General features: G+C 60.7%; 13 protein-coding genes and 1 pseudogene. 8 read left to right on the forward strand and 6 right to left on the reverse strand.

What is annotated here, in order from left to right; all coding sequences use genetic code 11:
• The first annotated feature begins 40 nt into the window (after positions 1-40).
• From ADJ70_RS15670 to ADJ70_RS07590, 7 genes and pseudogenes are all read left to right on the forward strand, one after another.
• Positions 41-373 carry a hypothetical protein gene (locus tag ADJ70_RS15670; protein WP_371256200.1) on the forward strand — a complete coding sequence of 111 codons (333 nt, stop codon included), beginning with the start codon at positions 41-43 and terminating at the stop codon, positions 371-373.
• Positions 283-504, forward strand: a pseudogene (locus tag ADJ70_RS15675) (ISAzo13 family transposase); the annotation flags it as partial. The gene ADJ70_RS15670 and the pseudogene ADJ70_RS15675, both read left to right, overlap by 91 nt.
• A gap of 268 nt (positions 505-772) precedes the next feature.
• A complete protein-coding gene (locus ADJ70_RS07570; protein ID WP_253273136.1) occupies positions 773-1906 on the forward strand; it encodes a YhcG family protein in 1134 nt (377 codons plus the stop codon).
• The gene (locus tag ADJ70_RS14590; RefSeq protein WP_157051444.1) at positions 1884-2552 is read left to right on the forward strand and encodes a hypothetical protein; all 669 of its coding nucleotides are present in this window, start codon (positions 1884-1886) and stop codon (positions 2550-2552) included. Before ADJ70_RS07570 ends, ADJ70_RS14590 begins: the two co-directional genes overlap by 23 nt.
• Before the next feature lie 42 nt (positions 2553-2594).
• Positions 2595-3593, forward strand: a complete 999-nt coding sequence (locus ADJ70_RS07580) for a hypothetical protein (RefSeq protein WP_050340576.1) — start codon at positions 2595-2597, stop codon at positions 3591-3593.
• Positions 3593-4660: a hypothetical protein gene (locus ADJ70_RS07585; protein WP_050340577.1), complete on the forward strand. Its 1068-nt coding sequence runs from the start codon at positions 3593-3595 to the stop codon at positions 4658-4660. Before ADJ70_RS07580 ends, ADJ70_RS07585 begins: the two co-directional genes overlap by 1 nt.
• Before the next feature lie 5 nt (positions 4661-4665).
• Positions 4666-5340: an ABC transporter ATP-binding protein gene (locus ADJ70_RS07590; protein ID WP_050344495.1), complete on the forward strand. Its 675-nt coding sequence runs from the start codon at positions 4666-4668 to the stop codon at positions 5338-5340.
• A 203-nt stretch (positions 5341-5543) separates the two neighbouring features.
• Here the strand turns inward: ADJ70_RS07590 and ADJ70_RS07595 are convergent, their stop codons facing one another.
• The 5 genes from ADJ70_RS07595 to ADJ70_RS07615 form a co-directional block, all read right to left on the reverse strand.
• Positions 5544-6467: a helix-turn-helix transcriptional regulator gene (locus ADJ70_RS07595; RefSeq protein ID WP_050340578.1), complete on the reverse strand. Its 924-nt coding sequence runs from the start codon at positions 6465-6467 to the stop codon at positions 5544-5546.
• Positions 6468-6746: 279 nt separating this feature from the next.
• On the reverse strand, positions 6747-8402 hold the full coding sequence (locus tag ADJ70_RS07600) for a PAS domain-containing protein (protein WP_216597243.1): 1656 nt from the start codon (positions 8400-8402) through the stop codon (positions 6747-6749).
• Positions 8403-8705: 303 nt separating this feature from the next.
• Positions 8706-9467 (reverse strand): TM2 domain-containing protein, encoded by a 762-nt coding sequence (locus tag ADJ70_RS14120; RefSeq protein ID WP_253273137.1) that lies wholly within the window; start codon positions 9465-9467, stop codon positions 8706-8708.
• Positions 9468-10043: 576 nt separating this feature from the next.
• Positions 10044-10793, reverse strand: coding sequence for a carboxymuconolactone decarboxylase family protein (locus ADJ70_RS07610; protein WP_050340579.1), 750 nt, complete (start codon positions 10791-10793; stop codon positions 10044-10046).
• Positions 10794-10839: 46 nt separating this feature from the next.
• Complete coding sequence (locus ADJ70_RS07615; RefSeq protein ID WP_172674464.1) at positions 10840-11706, reverse strand: aldo/keto reductase; 867 nt, start codon at positions 11704-11706, stop codon at positions 10840-10842.
• A gap of 344 nt (positions 11707-12050) precedes the next feature.
• On the opposite strand from ADJ70_RS07615, the gene ADJ70_RS07620 reads away from it, so the two are divergent.
• A complete protein-coding gene (locus tag ADJ70_RS07620) occupies positions 12051-12944 on the forward strand; it encodes a LysR family transcriptional regulator (RefSeq protein WP_050340580.1) in 894 nt (297 codons plus the stop codon).
• Between the two features lie 76 nt (positions 12945-13020).
• On the opposite strand, the gene ADJ70_RS07625 is transcribed toward ADJ70_RS07620, so the two are convergent.
• Positions 13021-13569, reverse strand: a complete 549-nt coding sequence (locus tag ADJ70_RS07625; protein WP_050340581.1) for an HdeD family acid-resistance protein — start codon at positions 13567-13569, stop codon at positions 13021-13023.
• Positions 13570-13590: the final 21 nt, after the last annotated feature.

Consider the following 13590-nt stretch of genomic DNA (forward strand, 5'->3'; position numbering starts at 1 on the left):
CCGGGGCTCGGGAAGGTCGCCCCCCTACGGAGCCCGCGACGTGGGCGCCGACGAGGGCTGGGTGAGCGTAGGCATGTCCCGCGACACGGCGCACCTCGCCGTCGCCTCCCCACGGTCATGGTGGGACCAGATGGGGAGCGAGAGGTGCGCCGGGACGGCCAGACTCCTCCCGGCCTGCGACGGCGGCGGGTCCAACGGCAGCCGCGACAGGCTCCGGGAGCGCGAGCTGCAGCTCTTCTGCGACCGCAACCGCATGGAGGCGGGGCCCGCCACCTGCCTCCCGGCACCTCAAAGTGGAACAAGGTCGAGCACCGCATCTTCACCCAGGTCACCCGCAACTGGCGCGGCGGGCCTCCGGGGTCGCTTGAGGTGATCGCCGGCCCCGTCGCCTCGACGACGACCTCGAGGGGCCTCAGGGTCATGCGCGAGGTCGACCCCCGCTCGTACGAGGCCGGGATCAGGATCACCGACGAGGAGACGGGCACCCTCGACATCTCCAGGTAGGACTTCCACGGCGAGTGGAACTACGTCATAAGGGAGGCTTCGTGAGTTCGTGTGAGTGGGTGGTTGCGTTACCGCTAGGGCGGCGTGGGCGTCACCGCCGGGCAACGACGCAGGAGTGTACACAAATCGATGGAAATGGCCTCTCGGCGACGTTTCGGGGCGTTTGTGTACACTGTTGCGACTCGCGAGGATCGTGCGAACAGCCGTAGTGACGCAGAGTGTACACAGATCGGCGGAAATGGCCTCTCGGCGCCACTTTGGGGCATTTGTGTACACTGTTGCGACGCGAGTTGCAATCGACGCTGCCGAGGAGCATGCCCTCTCAGTCGCGCGCGCGGCGATTGATACCGCGCGCGGCGAGATGACGCACGCGGTCAACTCCGCTATGGTCGAGGCTTATTGGACCATCGGCAGGGAGATCGCCGAGACAGTGGGAGACAGGGCCGAATATGGGAGTCACCTCATCACGTACCTCGCGCGCAATCTGATCACCGAATACGGCAAAGGCTTCAGCGAGCCTAACTTGCGTAACATGCGGCAGTTCTACCGTGCTTTCCCAATTCGCTACACACTGTCTAGCGAATTGAGCTGGTCCCACTATCAGCGCATCATGCGCGTTGACTCTCCCGCAGCGCGTGAGTTCTACGTTCGCGAAGCGGTCACCGCAAATTGGGGAGTGCGAGAGCTCAAGCGCCAGATCGATACACACCTCTACGAGCGCTTGCTGCGCACCCAGGAGGCCGAGGTCCTAGACGGCGTGGCCGACACAGAGCGGGCCTTGACGGTTCTGCACGACCTAGGCGGCATAAAGGACGCCGAGACCAACACAGCCATGAGCCCGTTCAAGGACCCGTACGTCTTCGAGTTCGCCGACATCCCCAGGAACCAGCACGTGCTCGAGACCGACCTCGAGTCTGTCCTCATCGACAGCCTGGAGGAATTCCTTCTGGAGCTGGGGCGCGGCTTCTCATTCGTAAAACGCCAACGGAGGCTCTCGGACGACGGAGAGAACTGGTGTGTCGACCTCGTCTTCTACAACTACTACCTCAGGCGCTTTGTACTCTTCGACCTTAAGACCGGTAAGCTCGACCCGCGCGACGTGGGTCAGATGGACTTCTACCTGAGCTTCTTCGACGACAAGTACAAGCTGCCAGAAGACGAGCCTTCCATCGGCATCCTCCTCTGCTCGGAGAAAGATAAGGTCGTGGCCAAGTACTCCGCACTTGCGCGCAACGAGAACCTGCGAGCGGCTCAGTACTTCACCTACCTCCCCACGGAGGAGGAGCTTGCCAAGGTGCTCAGGCGCAACCGCGCAGAGTTCGAGGAGCGCGTATCGCGGGAGCTGCAGGGGGCGGACGCGAACCTGTCCGTGCTACCAGATGCCAGACTCGAGGAAGAGTAGGGAGCTAACATGGACTCCAGCAGGATCAGTAGCCTCGCGACGCGCTGCGCGCAAAGGCATCGGCACGAACTACGCAGCGCTTGCCGAGGGCAGCAGCAAGAGACTCGAGACACCACAGCAGGTTCACACCATCGAGGCGGGTGTCCGCAACCACGGGCGAGACGAGGTTGTGGACCGCGCTTCCTACACGTGGCTCAACCACCTCTGCGCCGCAGTCGTGCTCGTCGTGCTGTGGGACAGGTATGAGGCGTACTCCACAGACACAGGGACCACCCGGCGAGCAAAGATAAGAGGCACCCTTATCGCCATAGGCTTGTATTCCATGCTCGTCCTTACGGTGATCGAGTCGATCTCGGTCATTCGAGGACGGGACCCCTTGGAATCGGAGCTCATCATCGAGCTCAACAAATGGCTTTCCCTCGTCGAGTTCGCATGCTTTGTCCTCTCTGCCCTGGAATGGGTGCTCGCCTCCGATGATGCGAACCATGAGGACCCCCTGTCCCGGTCGCACAGACCAACGCCTCTCTGCATGGGCGCAATCCTGCCGAATGCTCCTGCGAGACACAGGCTTGACAAGCTAAATTCAAATTGCATCCCGTTAGATGACAGACAACGACGCCCGCATCTGGGACACTACAGCCAATAAGTTGGCCTTCCTGTAAGGGATTATACGAAGGGATGAGCTCTCATGGGCCGCAAAGCGTTGGTTTCCAGCCTTCTCGTGAGTGTTCTCGCCTCGTTCATGGCGTGGGCCGTCATCTGGACGCTTCAAGATAGCGCGGAGACAGTCCGTGGGGTCGGCGATGAAGCCGTCGCGCTCAGCATCCTCAACGTGGGCACAGGCGAGAGGGCAGATGCCACTTCCAACGGTAGCGTGGGGCGCCTCGCGGACCTGCTCTCAAGATACGGGGTGGCCGCCATCATAAACGGTCGCGGAGACGGTCACCCCGTCCTGTGGGCGCTGGACTCAGAGGGCATCATCCCCTGGCTCTCGCAGTACGCAGGAAGGCTGGTGCCAAGCGACAGGCCACAGGTCATCCTGTTCAAGGGCAGCTACTCGGAGGGTAGGTGGGAGGCCGGGCTGCCGCTCACGCTCCTTCCGGAGGGCTCCAGCGTTATCGACACCATCAACCCGACGCACGACAACAACGGGACCCTGCAGGGCGTCTGCGTGCCGTCGAGGCAAAGTCGGCTCATCCCCGGGACCTACGTGCTTTCCTCCATGCCAAAGGGGCTGCTCGACGAGCTGCGACCCCTGCTGCTCTCAACGGACCTTGAGCTGGGAGGCCTGGAGGAACGGCCGCTGTGGCTTGACCTGGTGAGTAGCCCAATGTTCGTGATAGCCTCCTTTCTGCTCGTCTTTGGGCTCATGTCCACTGGCGTCTTTTGGAGGGTCTCTGCGACAGGCAGGCGCGACGACATCAGGCTCGTCTACCTGGCAGGCGGGACCGCCCGCACGATGGTCAGGAGTAACTTTGTCGGTTGCGTGGCTCCCATCCTGGTCGGCGTGCTTGGAGGCGCAGCAGCATCGGCCGTCCTCACGGGGGCAGTGAGCCAGGCCCCACCTCCCGAGGGACTCCTCGAATGCCTCTGCCTCACGACGGGCCTCTCGGCTTTGGTCCTTCTTGTCCTCATGTACCTGGTGCTTCGCTGGGCAATAGTAAGCGCGCTAAGGGGGTGCGACTGATGGAGGAGGTCACGGGCGGGATGCGGCTGGCGCTGCGCCATTGGCGCGAGCTTGCGGGAACGACCCTCATCTTTGCGCTCGTCTGTTTTGCGTTGTCCTTCATCTTGGGGGATGTCATCGTGGAAGTGGGAGTGTTGAGGGGTGGGGCCACCGTGAGGAGAGAGGGGGCGACCACCTTCGCCTGCTTCTATCCTCCCCTCAGGCCAGTAAGCGACACGAACCCCCGCCTGCTCGATATGCTTGCAGAGAAGATCGAGGAGGGTAGGGCCTACTCATCGGTGATCGGAAACCTCGAGGCTGACAGCCCGGAGGACTTTGACGTAAGAACTATCCTGGTGGTTGGCGGAAGGGCCCGGAGCCTGTTTTCCGACCTGGGCCTCACGCCTACCGCCCCCGGAGCCTTCCTTGGAACCAAGGTCGAGCAAACCTCCCCATTTGTGAGACTAAGGGGCAAGGAGATCCCCGTCGCAGGCAGGCTCAGGGGTGGCGCCGTGTGGTTTGACCCCTCTTCTGCCGGCATGGACCTCGACAGCTGCCAGGTACTGCAGGTGACTCCGGCAGAGTTCTCTGGGCTTGGCACGATCGCCCAGGAGGAGCTCGTGCTGCGTGCGGTGTTCTTTGACGTGTCGGACGACTTCATCGAAGAATACATTGCTGAGGCGGCAAAGGGCGAGCTCTACCTTGTGCCACAACACATAGCCGTCGTGCAGCCCCGGGGGTTCGCGGCACTGATGGTACGGGCGAGCCTCTACCTTATCTCGACGGTTGCCTTCTTCGCCCTTGCACTCTTCTCGTTCTGCGCCTCCACGAACGAGATCCTAAGGCAAGAGAGGAGGGCCTTCGCCATCAGGCGCATGTGTGGGGCCACAAAAGTTGCGCTTGCCGTCAGGCTGGCGTCGTTTCTCGCTGTGGGCGTTCTGGCGCTTCCCGTGCCCTCGTGCCTCGCGCTGACGCTCCTTGGGCCGCCGGTGGGCACCGGGGCGCTCGCGGCGCTCCTCAGCATCCTGTTAGTCTATGTTGCGCTCCTCTGCGTCTTCATGCGCAGGGTGTTCCCAGGAAGGGAGTGATCAAGGTGAGTTGTCTTCTCAGGCTGGAGGGCGTCACGAAGTCCTTCCGAGCCAAGCCCGACCCCGTCAAAGCCCTTCGCGGGGTCACGCTTGAGATCAAGGCAGCAGAGATGGTGGCGCTCATGGGGCCGTCGGGCTCCGGGAAGTCCACGGCCCTCTCCCTCGCGGGACTCATGCTGCGCCCAACGGGCGGGACCGTCTTTCTTTCGGGCGAGGCCGCACCGGATGACGAGAGGGGTCGGGCAAGGCTGCGCAACTCCTTCGTGGGGACCGTCCACCAGAGCTACGCTGTGATAGGCGATATCAGCGGCATCGCCAACGTCGAGATCCCCCTGGAGTACGCCTCGCCGCGACTGCCAAGAGGACGAAGGCGCGAGCTGGCACGAGAGGCACTGGGCAAGGTGGGGCTGGGCGAGGACATCTACTCCAGAAGGGCCTCGAGCATGTCCGGAGGCCAGCAGCAGCGCGTCGCCATCGCGCGGGCACTCGTCGTCAGCCCAAGACTGATCCTTGCCGACGAGCCCACGGCCGCCCTCGACGGGAAGTTGATAGCTGTCATCATGGGCCTGCTGAGGGACGCCTGCAAAGCTGGGGCCGGAGCCCTCATCGCAACACACGACGAGCGCGTGGCGTCATGCTGCGACCGAAGCCTCACGCTCGTGGACGGCGCCATCGTCTGAGGGCGAGAGTCCCAGTCTTGTCAGACCCCGAACCCCGCCAGCCCTGTCAGGATCCGAACCCCCCCTCAGATTGAGGGGTACCGAGTTTTGGCTGCCAACTGGGCAAACACCCACGGGATAGTGCCCGGCAGATTCCGGGGCACGCAGCGCCGTCCCCCAGCGGCGCCCAATGTCACAAGCGATTGTCGCCTGCCACGCGCCCCTCAGGCGCCGACAATGGTAAGCTCGCTCGCAAAGCCGTTGAGCTCGATGACGTGACATGCGTCCTCGTCCTCCTCGACGCCCTCGAGAACGATCCTGTTGCGGATGCCTCGCGTGCGCGTGGAAAACTCGGCTCCCCTTGGGACTACGATCCTGGATGCTGCCCCATGCTGGTTGAGGTCGAGTTTGTCGGGCAGTGAGGCGCAGCTGACGTCCACGTCTCCGTTAGCGTCCAGCTCCACGTGGCCGACAAGCCCATCGATGACGACGGTGCTCACCCTACCGCCAAACTCCACGTGTGGGCAGTCAAGACCCCGAAGGACGAGCTCAGTCGTGTTGCCCGTAAACTCAACGCCGCGATCGGTCTGTGGCAGGCGCACGATGACGTCGAGGCCCTCCCGGCACTCTGCATCCGTCACGCCCTCCAGGCGAGTCACGTCCACATCGAAGTTGCGACCCTGGTCCAGATACACCCTCAGTTTGTCAATAAGGCCAATGGTGTCGCTGCCCAGAAGCACGCAGACGCGACCGTCAGGGCTCGGCTCCGCCACGATGCGGCGCGACCCGCAGACGTTGATGTCAAAGCTCCTCGCGTCCTTCACGTCGCACTGCGTAAGGCTCGTGAAAAGGTAGCCTTTCTCGCCCGCCCTGGCAAGCGGCGTGTTTTCGAGTAGCTCGTCGACCGAGACCTCGAAGAGGTGCGCAAGCGCCGTCAAATTGCTGATATCAGGCAGACCAGCGTTCGTCTCCCACTTCGTGACGGCTTGCCGAGAGACGCCGATCCTCTCGGCAAGCGCGTCCTGGGAAAGCCCAGCCCTCTTACGAAGTTCTCTGATTCTGTCGGAAAGCATGTCGCTCCTCGCCGCATCGGTGGTTGTTGGGCCCGCCTGTGGGTCCGTCTGAAACGTGTGCTCGACTGCGTCCATTCCTTGTCCTCTCGTTGGTTGTGACCGAACGAGCACAAGGTATCGGCTAGGGACGGGGCTGGCCAGCAACAAGGGCTTGCACGGGGCATATTGACTGCTACGCTTCGTGGCATATGGCCCTGAGCTGGCAAGACACTGCGCCCTCGCACCCTACAGGCTTTGGGGTGCGAGGGCATCCGACCTATGTGGCGCCACATGGCGAGCAGGCCGGCGCGAGCGAGACAGATATTCCGCCAAGACGGACGGGACGAGCGGCAGCAGACGGGACACCTACAACGACTACTCGCCGTGCGCACTGATGAGCTCGGAGATCTTCCTCGAGAGTTCGTCTAGGTTCATGCCAGAGCGCTCCGCCATCATGCGGACGGTGGCCTTGGGAATCATCACCCGCGCGAGCGGGGAGTGGAGCAGCGCAAACTTCTCATTCACCTGCGGCAACGCGTCTTTGAGCCAAGGATGAGCCGCAAGGAGGTCGCGCAGGCGCGTGTCGCCATTGATCGGGCTCGTCGCCTGGGCGGATGAGACGGGTGCCGTATCTCCTTCAGGTGACGACTCCTTGGTGGAAGACGACTCCTCGGCGGGCGCCGCAGCCTGCTTGTCCGGACGAGCGGCAGATCCCTCCGCTTTCGAGTCCTGCGCCTGCTCACCATCGCCGTCTGCAGGCTCACCACCGTGCTCCTTCGCGCTCCACGTGAGTAGCGTCTGGGAGCCCTCAAGGCTGCGGATGTGGGTGCAGTCCTGCATCATCTCGAGGATGCCCCTAAAGGTGCCGTCCTCGTCGCGCACTGCCAGGTAGGTGATGTAGATGAACAGATCTGGCTTGTTGATCCAGAACTCGGCAGATTCCTGCTCGCCGCTGCGGAACTTGTCGATGATCTCGCGCACGATGTGGGCAGACTTGCGCGGGTGGCAGTTCATGATGTCGCGGCCGATCACATTCTTGCTTCTGGGGAAGACGCGATGCTTGGTGTCACTGTAGAAGCACACAAGCTCGTTCTCGTCCACATAGGAGAGATCGACCGGCAGATGCTTGTAGATGAGGTTGATCTGCTCCAGCGTGAGCGAGCCTTCGGCAACATGAAGCTTGGAGGAGGCGCTCACACCGCCCAGACCATGCTTGCCGAGCAGCTCCAGAAGGTCCTGCGAGAGATCGGACGTGGTGCCCTTCCCCTTGGCGCCATCGTCTTTCGCGGGCTTCTCTCCCGCATCAATCCACGCGAAGCCTATCTCGTGGTCGCCTGCAGCCATGTCTCGAAACTCGTCAGGTGTAAGCAGGATGAGCGAGGTGGGGTACAGGACGTTCTGCTCCTTCGAGATGAGGTCGCGAATGTCGGCGACGAGCGTCGGCTGCATGTCGATGAACCTCTCCTCGTCCGTATCGAGGAGCTTACGAGCCGTGCCGATCTCCTCCCAGATAAAGTCATCCAGGGTCCACATCGTCGTGGTGGGCCGGTCGAAGCCCTTCTTCTCGAGCATGGAATAGAGCTGATTCTGCTTCCTGGACAGGTGCTTTTTGTACTCCTTCAGCCTATCGTATATGCTGAGCCACTGGTTCTTGATGGGAGGATACTGGACGAGGTCCTCGATGGACAGGCAGATCTTCTCTAGCTCGTCGTTCTCTGCGTAGTAGCGCGCGATGGGGTGGTCAGCCGGAAGCTCTGGGCGCGAGCGATCGATGAGGCCCTCGAAGAGGGCGAGCATGCTTTGGATGTCCTCCTTCTGGCACTGCCCCTCCTCGAACTCCTCGAGCTCCTGCTCCGCCAAGGCGACCTCATACGGCTTGATGGAGTCCACCCGCTCGCGTAGGCGCCTTCGGCCCTCCTCGAGGGTGATCGAGCCGCTATTGTAGGCATCCTTCACCTCAAGGATGAACTTGAGCTTATCCATGTCATGCTCGGGAACGTGATCCATCATGCTCTCGGTCTTGCGCTTCATCTGCGACTCCTTCTCTTGAGGCAAACCTGTCCCTCGGGATATGTTGCCACATCAACAATTGTCAAGGCGTACTGTAACAGAGATGCTGCACCCCCATCAGAGGGTGCAGTTAATCCCTACTAATTATATAGCAATTACGCGCCAGAGATCTTCCCAAAAAGTCGGTAAGCCCACAAGGCTCTGCACCCCAAGGCCTCATGCCGCCTACCTGCCATACTCCTCCTCGACACGTAGTTACGCGTCGGACTCAGGATGACGCTCTTCTCACTGCCGAGAAAGACCTAAAGAACCGGGCTCTATGTATCAGAACCAATCTTTTTGAGATTGCACGTAGATTCGCTGGAACTCTTCATCGCTTTTCGTGAGATACATAACGCCTTCAATGATGCTCACGAGAAACATGGCGAGAGGCACCACAATGGTCCACCAAAGAAAGAAGGTCAGCAAAAACATGATGATACCCGCACTTATGTATCCTAAATAAAACTTGTGAAAACCGAGTATCCCGCAGAATATCGCTAGCAATCCTGCCGCCACTCTGCTCTTGCGAGATACTGGCCGAGTGGGATATGGGGGCTGCGTGAACACCTGCACCTGCGTATATGATGTTGGTTGCTGCGGGTATGCCTGCGTAGCCGACGCTCCGGGCTGATTATATGTCTGCCCCTGCGGCTGGGCGTAGGTGGCGTAGGGTCCCTGCTGCGCGTCCTGCCCCCGAGGATGTGGTCCCTGTGACTGTGGATTTGACTGTGCCTGGTAGTCATCCTCCTGAGATTGGGAAAAGGCCACCTCATGTGTCGTGTTGAAACGCGTTTCCTGAGTAACCGCCTCTGAGAGCGGTGGCCCCTCATCCTCCTGCCCCTCACCCAAGCTCTCGTTCGTCCCTTTGCCTATGGACTTAGAGTCATCGGGCACAAAGAACGACGTACCACGCGAATCTGCCCGATCCGTGGGCGACTCCACCTCCCTGGCAACTCCCTCATCCACTGAGCTGATGACATCGCCTGTCGTAACGTCCTGGACGCCCCCCTCTTCTGTATCCCCCTGTGGGTCTTGCGTCACCACGGTAGCCGTCTCTGTGAGTGCGGGCGTGGTGTCTGTTGCGGAGGATGTGTTCGTAGGTGTCGCGATCCCCACAGCAGGCTGTGCAGTAGGGATGGGGCTGCCGCATTCTGGGCAGATTCGCACCGCATTCGGAACAGAACCTCCATCGTGTGTATGGGTTGACATACTTCCCTCCTTGTCTCGACTTTTATGGTTGAACTGGTTGTAGCCATATGGAGAACAGATAATGGAGACCCGTGTAGAACTATCTTGAGGCAGTGTACCCACCCAGAAAGAGATCAAAGCTCTGAATCGCAGTCCCGAAAGACAGCGATGAAGTCCTCAACGAGCGACTCATGAGCAGACGACTACAAGCCCACATACCAGATGTCGAGAAACCCGGTAAGGGCACAGGAGAGACATCTAAGGGGGCACGCCGTCATGACTGACCATACAACCACGGCCGCATCACCGACAAGGAAGGGCAAGGGACTATGATGAGCCGAGCCACAGGCCGCGCAAACGACGAGGCCATAGACCCTAGATAAGCTGCAGCAAGGCGGCACGACACCCCTGTCCGCCTGCCCCGATCCCGGGCTACAGCGCCGTGTACGTCTTGTCACTCACCGGCTCGCACCACTCGTTCGAGAGGCCCTCTCCGGGAATCCCAAACGCAAGATGACTGAACCAGCTGTCAACCTTCGCTCCGTGCCAGTGCTTGACCTCGGCAGGAATCTCGATGACGTCACCCGGCCTCAGGCCCTGGGCGGGCTTGCCCCACTCCTGGTACCAACCCTCGCCGTCAACGCAGATGAGCACCTGCCCGCCCCCTGTGGTGGCGTGGTGGATGTGCCAGTTGTTGCGGCAACCCGGTTCGAAGGTCACGTTGTGGATGGCAATGGGATCATCTGGCGTCGTGAGCGCCTTTAGGTAGGAGTTCCCTATGAAGTACTGCGCGTAGGCGTCGTTTGGCTCGCCCAGACCAAAGAAGCCTCCATGTCCCTCGACGCCCCCTCCCCCAAGTACCGCGTCGGTGTAGACCTCCTTCGCTAGCTTGAACACCGCCCAGGCGTTTGGCCAGCCCGCATAGAAGGCCACATGCGTCAGGAGCTCGGCCATCTCCGTCTTGCTGACCCCGTTTTCGCGCGCCGACTGTAGGTGATACCTGAGCGAATCGTCGACGATCCCCTTTCCTATGAGCGCACTGACCGTGACGATGGAGCGGAGTTTGAGGGGAAGCTCACTCTCTCGCGACCACACCTGCCCAAAGAGCACGTCATCGTTGAGCTCTGCGAACTTTGGGGCAAAGTCTCCGAGCGCGTCGTGTCCTGCCGTCTGCGTAACCATGCCTGGCTTCCTTCCCACGGTACCATCCCTGCCTGGCATGATATCGCTACAGCCTACCCCCATACACCGGGAAGAGAGAACTGGCCCCGTAGTCCTTGATGCGCTCCATGGACTTCAGGCTCTGCATGTCGCCATCAGAGATGGTGAAATCGACGTCCGCGTTATCCCTCAGATGCTCCACGCTCGTCGTCTTGGGAAGGGCCACCAGGCCCAGTTGGATGTCATAGCGCACGCAGAGCTGTGCGACTGACACGTGATACTTCTTGGCCACCTTCGCTATCTGTGGGTTCTTGAGCACCATGCCGTGGGCGATCGGTGAGTATGCCTCGACCTGGATGCCATGGTCCTGGCAGAAGCGGATGAGCTCGAAGGGTGTGTTGCTCACGTGCGCCAGCACCTGGTTGACCTGGGGTGTGGCATCAGAGTTATCGAGGATGTTTCTAAGGTCATGCTCGTTGAAGTTCGAGACACCGATGACGCGTACCTTGCCCGCCTGCCTCGCGTCGACCAGCGCTCTCCACACCTCCAGGTTTTCCGCCTCGTAGCGGTTGTCAGACTGGTTCACCTCGATCCAGGGCTGGGGACTGTGAATGATCATCTGGTCGAGATAGTCGAGCCCCATCATGGTCAAGGAGCGGTCTATGGACCTCAGTACGGTGTCATAGTCCTTTCGCTCCGCCGCAACCTTGGACGCGACGAAGAGCTCCTCACGTGTGATCCCGCAGTTGCGCACACCCTCGCCCACGCCCCTCTCGTTCCCATAGGACTGGGCCGTGTCGATCATGCGGTAGCCCACCCCCGTCGCGTTCACGACGGCCTGGTACGCCTTGTCATCGCCCAGCAGCCACGTCCCCAGCCCAAGCTTGGGAATAGCCGTCCCGTCGGCGAGCGTGTACCTCTCACTCAGCAACATGCTTCTCCTCATCACCTTGCCAAACGATGCGGGCGCGATGCCAGCTCAGGAGGCCACGCCCGTCACGACCCCTCTGCACCCGGCACCCGCCGGAAGCTCCTAGATGGCACGCTGACCGTGGCATGACGTCCCCTGTCTGACCTCGCGTCTTTTGACATGGTCCCCCATCGTTATCCGTTTGTCAGAACTATCCTAATGGGTGTACGCCTAGAAATGAGCCGAAATGTAAAATGTCTATATTAGATATATAGAAATAGCTGATTGCAATACCAACGGAGAGATACACTTTTACTGGTTGTCTTGGTTGTATCGAAGACAGAAGGCTCGAACGAGGAAGGCGCAGTATGGAACTCAGGGCCCTCAGGTACTTTCTGGCCGTAGCCAGAAAGAGGAACATGACCGAGGCGGCGATCGCCCTGCATGTCACGCAGCCGACCCTCTCCAGGCAAATCTCCGAGCTAGAAGAGGAGCTTGGCACGAGGCTCTTCACGCGCACGAACCGAAGTACCATCCCAACCGAGGTGGGCCTGCGCCTGCGCCAGCGGGCAGAGGAGATCCTCTCCCTCGTGACTCGGATGGAGGACGAGGCGAAGGGCGGTGAGGCCGAGCTCTCTGGCTGCATTCGCATCGGTACCGTCGAGACCTGTGCCACGGGAATGATCGCCGAGGCCTTCGCATCGCTGCTACAGAGCCATCCCAAGGTGACCTGCGAACTCCTCAGTAGAAATGCTGACACGGTTGAGGAGAGACTCGAGCACGGCCTGCTTGATTTCGGGCTCTTACTCGGACCCGTCAAGTTCGAGCGCTACGAGTGCCTGCGCCTGCCCACGACAGAGCTGGTCGGGATTATCACCCGAAGCGACAGCGACTGGGCAGAAAGGTCGTGCGTCACCCCTCGAGACCTGCAGGACATGCCACTGCTACGCTCGTCTCACATCAGCAGGCAGCTTCTTGACCTCACAACGTGGTCGGGTGGAACCCTAGACGTTGGGAGGATGAGGCTCGTAGGTCACTTTGACCTCATCGCAAACGCGACGCCCATCGTGAAAAGCGGCGTAGCAAATGCGCTTTGCATAGACAGCCTGCCGTCCCTCACCTCGGAAGACCTTGCGTTTGTGCCCTTGGAGCCCACAGTGCGCGTCGGCGCCTCCGTCATCTGGAAGCGGCATCGCAGCCTCTCGCGAGCCTCTGCGGCCCTTCTCGAGAAGCTGCGATCAATGGTGGCGCAGGATACGTGAGACACTCATGGCACTCACGGCAGTCGGATCATAGCGGCACCCAGACGTGCCGTTGAGGACACGCCCAGTGCCGGATCTAGACGATACATGCCGTTGCGAGCAGATTGACACCAGCGAAGAAGATACCGACGCCGACCATGGTACCGATCGCGACAGCTGCGATGGCGGGATTCATGAAGCTCATGACGCCGACGATGACCATCAGTATGCCTGTGAGCATAACGACCCACCAATTCCTCGCCATCACCCGCGTATCGAACTCCTTATGGATGCGATGCAGGTGTGAGGAGCGCACGATGCGGAAAAGGCCGATCAAGAGAAGCCACAGGGCAGCCGTGTATGCGACGAAGAGCTCGATTGTGAGCTGCATCGTCTCGCTGACGATAAGGATGATGCCAAAGCACAGCGAGGCAATGGCACCTGCCAAGGTCCAGCCATCCGCGAGTCCAAGCTCCCGACGGCCACCCCATGTGCAGATGTTACCGACTGCATCCAAGATCATGTTGAACCCGATGACCCACCCAAGGGCACGGAACGTCAGCCCTGGGACTGCGATACAGTACACACCCGAGGCAACCATCAGGACGCCCATCACTATCACTATGACCTTACTTGACGTCTTCATCACCACATCACCTTCCAAAAC

Source organism: Olsenella sp. oral taxon 807 (assembly GCF_001189515.2).
Taxonomy (GTDB): domain Bacteria; phylum Actinomycetota; class Coriobacteriia; order Coriobacteriales; family Atopobiaceae; genus Olsenella_F.

What these genes read in the sequence shown, in the direction of transcription:
- ADJ70_RS07585 (WP_050340577.1), top strand. Translation starts at nt 3,593, where the DNA reads ATGGAGGAGGTCACGGGCGGGATGCGGCTGGCGCTGCGCCATTGGCGC.
- ADJ70_RS07620 (WP_050340580.1), top strand. Translation starts at nt 12,051, where the DNA reads ATGGAACTCAGGGCCCTCAGGTACTTTCTGGCCGTAGCCAGAAAGAGG.
- ADJ70_RS07600 (WP_216597243.1), bottom strand. Translation starts at nt 8,402, where the DNA reads ATGAAGCGCAAGACCGAGAGCATGATGGATCACGTTCCCGAGCATGAC.
- ADJ70_RS07580 (WP_050340576.1), top strand. Translation starts at nt 2,595, where the DNA reads ATGGGCCGCAAAGCGTTGGTTTCCAGCCTTCTCGTGAGTGTTCTCGCC.
- ADJ70_RS07615 (WP_172674464.1), bottom strand. Translation starts at nt 11,706, where the DNA reads ATGTTGCTGAGTGAGAGGTACACGCTCGCCGACGGGACGGCTATTCCC.
- ADJ70_RS07610 (WP_050340579.1), bottom strand. Translation starts at nt 10,793, where the DNA reads ATGGTTACGCAGACGGCAGGACACGACGCGCTCGGAGACTTTGCCCCA.
- ADJ70_RS07595 (WP_050340578.1), bottom strand. Translation starts at nt 6,467, where the DNA reads ATGGACGCAGTCGAGCACACGTTTCAGACGGACCCACAGGCGGGCCCA.
- ADJ70_RS07625 (WP_050340581.1), bottom strand. Translation starts at nt 13,569, where the DNA reads ATGAAGACGTCAAGTAAGGTCATAGTGATAGTGATGGGCGTCCTGATG.
- ADJ70_RS14590 (WP_157051444.1), top strand. Translation starts at nt 1,884, where the DNA reads ATGCCAGACTCGAGGAAGAGTAGGGAGCTAACATGGACTCCAGCAGGA.